The organism is Kitasatospora sp. NPDC004799 (assembly GCF_040609095.1).
GTDB lineage: Bacteria > Actinomycetota > Actinomycetes > Streptomycetales > Streptomycetaceae > Kitasatospora.
On the sequence record NZ_JBEXJK010000515.1, the window covers coordinates 1 to 5140 of the forward strand.

A 5140-nucleotide genomic window follows, 5' to 3' on the forward strand; every position below is an offset into this window, starting at 1 on the left:
GGAAGTCGACCCGGCCGACTTCCTGTGCGCGGGCCCTGGGGTGCGGGCGGTCCGGTGCTCACGCTTCAGGGCAGGGCGTGCAGAGCAGGGCGGCCAGGGGGAGGGTGGGCAGGGCGGGGGCGAGGGCGGGGGCGCCGGCCGCGAGCAGCGCGGTGGCGGTGAGCGGCCTCAGGTCAGCGGGCGGTAGAACGGGCCGTCCGGGGCGAAGTTGTGCGCGTGCATGGTGACGTCCTCGCCCCTGAGGTACGCCAACAGCCAGTCGCCGAAGGTCAGTTCGTACGGCACGTACTCCAGGGTGTCCGTCTCCAGTACGCCCACGCTCCACGGTGCCGACGGCTCCGCCGGGACCCGCAGGAAGAGGAACTCGCCCGTGGTGGCCGTGGCGACCGGCAGCAGCTCGCCGGGGCCCGAGCCGGCCGGGGCGGGGAGGAACTCCGCGTCGTCCTCGTCGCTCCAGTGCTCGATCCAGCCCGCGATCTTCTCGCCCAGGGCCCGGACCGGGTGGCCGGGGTGGTCCAGGTACAGCTGCTCGTTGATCTCCACCGGGCCGTAGGCGTCGGTGAACTCCCGGAAGTCGGCGGGGAGGGAGACCCCGAGCTCCTGCTCCAGCCGTGCCCAGGGGGCGGGGTCGGACCAGTGGAAGCGGGGCTCTCCCAGCAGGGCCGTGATCTCGTCGAGTGTCGCCATTCCGCTCTCCCTCTCTGTGGATCTGTGGATCCGACCGAAGGCTACGGGCCGGCTCGGACAGACCGGGGGCGGACCGCGGTTCGGGGCTCCGGGGCTTTCAACGGTCCGTGCACTATCTTCTGTGCGTGCGCCGACACACTCCGTGACGGAGCGGGTGCGGCGCGGATCCGATCCGTCCCACGGAAGGACTGTGATGACGACCCAACTCCCCGCCACCATCGACGAAGTGATCTCCCACATGGAGCAGGTCGACGCCGAACTCGACCCCCGGGACGGCGTGGCCTGCTTCAACCGCGTCTACCTCAAGGTCACCAAGCTGGTGAAGGAGCACGTCACCGCCGGCACGTTCCAGGACCCCGCCTTCCTGGAGCGGATGGACGTGATCTTCGCCGGGCGCTACCTCAAGAACGTGGACGACGCCAAGGCCGGGCGCTCGGCCGAGCTCGCCTGGCGGCCGGTCTTCGAGGCGCGCGACAACCGGGTGCTCTGGCCGATCCAGTTCGTCCTCGCCGGGATGAACGCCCACATCAACCACGACCTGGCCATCGCGGTCGTGGAGACCTGCAAGCAGCGCCGGACCACGCCCGGGACGCCGCCGGTGCACGCGGACTTCGAGAAGGTCAACGACCTGCTCGCCAGTGTGGAGGCGGAGGTCCGGGCCGAGTTCGAGCTGCAGATCGTGAAGGTCGCCACCGAGCCCGCCGAGGCGCTCAAGCACGCCGTCAGCGCCTTCAGCATGTCGACGGCCCGCGAGGCCGCCTGGGTCAACGCGGTCGCGCTGTGGGAGGCGCGGCACAACCCGCTCGAGTACCAGGCCCAGCTCGCCACCATGTCCGGGTCCGTGTTCGCCACCAGCCAGGTGATCCTCGTCCCGGTCGTCCCGCCGCCGGCCGACTGACCGCCGCGGCCTGAGCCGGGTTGCGCTCGTGCCCGGGCGTGCGCGGTGCTCGCGTGCGCCCGGGTGCGAGGCTTCGCGCCCGTCCGGCCGCCTGCCGGACGGCCCGCCTGCCGGACGGCCCGACTCCCGGAACGGGCGCCGGAGGCCCGGTTACCGGAAGGCCGGCAGGTTGCGCTCGACCCAGGCCCGGAAGGGTGCGGCCGGGCGGTGCAGCACGGCCGCCACGTCGGGGCTGACCGCCTGCTCGACCGGGAGCGGGGCGCCGAGGACGTCCAGCGTCCCGGGGATCACCTGCTCGGGCATGAACCGCGCCAGGTGCGCGTGGGCCTGCTCGCGGGACAGCTCCACGAAGGCCACCTCCTCGCCCAGGGCCTCGGCGATGACCTCGGCCTGCCGGCGCGGCCCGATCGCCTCGGGCCCGGTCAGGTCGTACACGCGGCCGGCGTGCCCGTCCTCGCGCAGGACGGCCGCGGCCACCGCCGCGATGTCCGCCGGGTCGACGACGGGCAGCCCCACCCCGCCGAACGGCGCGTAGACCGTCCGCTCCGTGCGGACCGACTCCGCCCAGCCGAAGGCGTTGGAGGCGAAGGCGCCGGGGCGCAGGACGGTGAACTCCCGTCCGGAGGCGCGGACGGCGGCGTCGAACGCGCGCAGCCGGACGTGCGAGGGAAGGTCCGGCCGGGTGGTGTTGGCCTGCGAGGAGACCAGGACGATCCGCTCGACCCCGGCGTCCGCGACCGCCGCCAGCAGGGCGTCCGGGCTCTCGCCGTGGCTGTTGAGCTCGCCGCCCAGCACGACGAACAGCGCGCGGGCCCCTTCGAGCGCGGGGCGCAGGCCCGCGATGTCGCCGAGCCCGCCCTGTGCCCAGCGCACCCCGGCCGCCGGGTGGGCGGGCTGCGGCTGCCGGGACACGGCCACCACCTGCTCGCCGGCCTCGGCCAGCAGCTCCACCAGCGTCCGTCCGATGTTGCCGGTCGCGCCCGTCACCGTGATCATCTTTGCCGTCCCCGCATCTGAGTTAGTTGGCTGACTGAGAATGACCGTAGCCGTCCGTGCGGGCGGCTGTCTATAGTCAGTCGGGTGGCTGACTCAGTGAACCGGCGCGAGGCGGCGTCGCAGAAGCGTCGACGGCTCACCGCGGCGGCGGCCCGGGTGCTGTACGAGCAGGGCGTCGAGCGCACCACCCTCGCCGACATCGCGCGCGAGGCGGACGTCCCGGTCGGGAACGTCTACTACTACTTCAAGACCAAGGACGACCTGGTCCGCGCCGCGCTCTCCGAGCACAGTGCGCGCCTGCGCGAACTCACCGACCGGCTGGATCGGTTGCCCGATCCGGCGGACCGGCTGAAGGCGCTGGTCGAAGCCTGGATCGACCTGCGCGAGGACGCCGCCCGGCACGGCTGCCCGACCGGCACCCTGGCCGTCGAGCTCGACAAGCGCGCCGACGGGGACCTCGACGTGGAGGTGGCCACGGTGATGCGGCGGCTGCTCGACTGGGTCGCCGGCCAGTTCCGCGAGCTGGGGCAGCCCGATCCGGACGGCCTGGCCCTCACCCTGGTCTCCGGTTACCAGGGCATGTCCCTGCTCGCCAACGCGCTGCGCGATCCGGAGGTGGTGACCCGCGAAGGGGCCCGGCTGCTGCGCTGGCTCGACTCCCTGCGGGCCGCGTAGGTCCCCAAGTCCCTTCAGGAGGCCGGGCTTCAGCCGCCGAGCATGCGCCGGGCGAGCAGGTGGAGCCCGGCCTCGACGCGTTCGGGGGAGACGCCCCGGTCGCGGTGGTGGCGGTACAGCTCCGGGGCGAGCGGCGCCAGCAACTGGTCGGCGAGGACGTCCGGGTCCTCGGCCCGCGCCGCCACGGCCAGCATCCGGACGTGCGCGCGCCAGAAGCCGTAGGCGCCGGTGGCCAGCCGGGCCGGGCCGGTCTCCGCGCCGAGCAGCAGGTGGGAGTGGCGCTCCAGCAGGCGGACCATCGCCGAGTAGAAGGCGCTCAGCCGCTCGGCCGGGGCGGCCGCCGGATCCGGGCCCAACGGGCCCTCCCCGCGCAGGAGTTGCTCCTGGATCTCGTGCTCGTGGGCGTCCAGCAGGGCGCGCGCGATCGAGGCGCGGTCCGGGTAGCGGCGGTAGAGCGTGCCGCGGCCGACGCCGGCCGCCCGGGCGATGTCCTCCATGGTCACGGTGGCCGGGTCGCGGGTCGTGAACAGCTGCTCGGCCGCCCGGAGCACCTTGAGTCGGTTGCGGGCGGCATCGGCACGTTCGGCTGGAGGCATGGACCGATCCTAACAAGTGGACGCTGCGTCCACTTTGTGGCTAGCATCGGCACCAGTCAAGTGGACGCCGTGTCCGCTTATGCTTTCCCGGGGGTACCGTCATGCCGCAACTCCTCCACCTCGACGCCAGCGCCCGCCGCAACTCGTTCTCCCGCCGGATCGGCGCGGCCTTCGCCGAGGCCTGGCGCGCCGAAGCCCCGCAGGGCGCGTACACCTACCGGGACCTCGCGGCCGAACCGGTGCCGCCGATCGGCGAGGCCTGGACGACGATCTGCGACACCCTGCTCCGCGAGGGCATCGTCGAGCCCGACCGCTACGCCGAGGCCGTCCGCACCGACGCGGAGCGCGCCGCCTGGGCCGTCCTCGAACCGCTGCTCGCCGAACTGCTCGCCGCCGACGTCGTCCTGATCGGCTCGCCGATGTACAACTTCGGCGTCCCGGCCCAGCTCAAGCTCTGGATCGACCAGGTCACCTTCCCGAAGATGAACCTGCGGCCGCGGCGCTTCGTGGTCGCCTCCGCGCAGGGCGGCTCCTACCGGCCGGGCATGCCGCGCGCGCCCTTCGACCACCAGGCGCGCTACCTGGTGGACTTCTTCCAGGGGCACTACGCCGTCGAGGACACCCTGGTCATCGGCGCCGAACTGGCGAACGCGACGGTGGACCCGGCGCTGGCCGAACGGCTCCCGCAGCACGAGGAGTCGCTGGCCGCCGCCCTGGCCGAGGCGGCCGAGGCCGGGCGACGGCTGGCGCGCGAGGCGGCCGGGGAGCGCGAGGCGCGTGTGGATGCCGGGGTGCGCGCCGGCGGGCGGGGGTGAGGCGGCCGTGTCCTGGCTCCTGCTGCTCGCCGCGGGCCTGGTCGAGGTCGTCTGGTCGCAGAGCATCAAGCCGACCGACGGCTTCACCCGCCCCGGCCCCACCGCGCTGTGCGTGCTGCTCGGCGCGCTGTCCGTCTACCTGCTGTCGCGGGCGATGCGCGACCTCCCGGCCGGCCTCGCCTACGCGATGTTCACCGGCATCGGCACGGTCGGCGCCATCACGCTCGGGACCGTCCTGCGGCACGAGTCGCTCGGCGCGGGCCGGGCGGCCGCGCTGGCGCTGATCGTGGCCGGGCTGGTGCTCGCCCGGCTCACCGCCGCGGACTGAGGGTCGGCCGCGGACGCGGGTGGCGCAGTGCTCGGGCCCGTCGCGGTTCGACCGGGGCAGTGCTCGGGCCCGCCGCGGCACGACCGGGGCCGCGCCCGGGCCCGCCGCGGCTCGACCGACGCCGCGCTCAGGCCCGCCGCGGCTC

7 protein-coding genes are annotated in these 5140 nt (G+C 74.1%); 4 read left to right on the forward strand and 3 right to left on the reverse strand.

Annotated features, from left to right (window positions below):
* Positions 1 to 168 precede the first annotated feature (168 nt).
* Positions 169 to 687 (reverse strand): SMI1/KNR4 family protein, encoded by a 519-nt coding sequence (locus ABZW03_RS36840; protein WP_355268629.1) that lies wholly within the window; start codon positions 685 to 687, stop codon positions 169 to 171.
* 193 nt (positions 688 to 880) lie between these two features.
* Between ABZW03_RS36840 and ABZW03_RS36845 the strand changes: the two genes are divergently transcribed.
* Positions 881 to 1585 carry a DUF5995 family protein gene (locus tag ABZW03_RS36845; RefSeq protein WP_355268631.1) on the forward strand — a complete coding sequence of 235 codons (705 nt, stop codon included), beginning with the start codon at positions 881 to 883 and terminating at the stop codon, positions 1583 to 1585.
* A gap of 150 nt (positions 1586 to 1735) precedes the next feature.
* Here the strand turns inward: ABZW03_RS36845 and ABZW03_RS36850 are convergent, their stop codons facing one another.
* Positions 1736 to 2581: an NAD(P)H-binding protein gene (locus ABZW03_RS36850; protein WP_355268633.1), complete on the reverse strand. Its 846-nt coding sequence runs from the start codon at positions 2579 to 2581 to the stop codon at positions 1736 to 1738.
* Between the two features lie 96 nt (positions 2582 to 2677).
* Here ABZW03_RS36850 and ABZW03_RS36855 point away from each other — a divergent pair, with 96 nt between their 5' ends.
* Positions 2678 to 3256 carry a TetR/AcrR family transcriptional regulator gene (locus tag ABZW03_RS36855; RefSeq protein WP_355268641.1) on the forward strand — a complete coding sequence of 193 codons (579 nt, stop codon included), beginning with the start codon at positions 2678 to 2680 and terminating at the stop codon, positions 3254 to 3256.
* Positions 3257 to 3285: 29 nt separating this feature from the next.
* Here the strand turns inward: ABZW03_RS36855 and ABZW03_RS36860 are convergent, their stop codons facing one another.
* Positions 3286 to 3852 (reverse strand): helix-turn-helix domain-containing protein, encoded by a 567-nt coding sequence (locus ABZW03_RS36860; protein WP_355268635.1) that lies wholly within the window; start codon positions 3850 to 3852, stop codon positions 3286 to 3288.
* Positions 3853 to 3953: 101 nt separating this feature from the next.
* Between ABZW03_RS36860 and ABZW03_RS36865 the strand changes: the two genes are divergently transcribed.
* Together ABZW03_RS36865 and ABZW03_RS36870 are read left to right on the forward strand one after the other, a co-directional pair.
* Positions 3954 to 4667 carry an NAD(P)H-dependent oxidoreductase gene (locus ABZW03_RS36865; protein WP_355268637.1) on the forward strand — a complete coding sequence of 238 codons (714 nt, stop codon included), beginning with the start codon at positions 3954 to 3956 and terminating at the stop codon, positions 4665 to 4667.
* 7 nt (positions 4668 to 4674) lie between these two features.
* A complete protein-coding gene (locus ABZW03_RS36870; protein ID WP_355268639.1) occupies positions 4675 to 4995 on the forward strand; it encodes a multidrug efflux SMR transporter in 321 nt (106 codons plus the stop codon).
* Positions 4996 to 5140: the final 145 nt, after the last annotated feature.

What these genes read in the sequence shown, in the direction of transcription:
- ABZW03_RS36840 (WP_355268629.1), bottom strand. Translation starts at nt 687, where the DNA reads ATGGCGACACTCGACGAGATCACGGCCCTGCTGGGAGAGCCCCGCTTC.
- ABZW03_RS36845 (WP_355268631.1), top strand. Translation starts at nt 881, where the DNA reads ATGACGACCCAACTCCCCGCCACCATCGACGAAGTGATCTCCCACATG.
- ABZW03_RS36850 (WP_355268633.1), bottom strand. Translation starts at nt 2,581, where the DNA reads ATGATCACGGTGACGGGCGCGACCGGCAACATCGGACGGACGCTGGTG.
- ABZW03_RS36865 (WP_355268637.1), top strand. Translation starts at nt 3,954, where the DNA reads ATGCCGCAACTCCTCCACCTCGACGCCAGCGCCCGCCGCAACTCGTTC.
- ABZW03_RS36860 (WP_355268635.1), bottom strand. Translation starts at nt 3,852, where the DNA reads ATGCCTCCAGCCGAACGTGCCGATGCCGCCCGCAACCGACTCAAGGTG.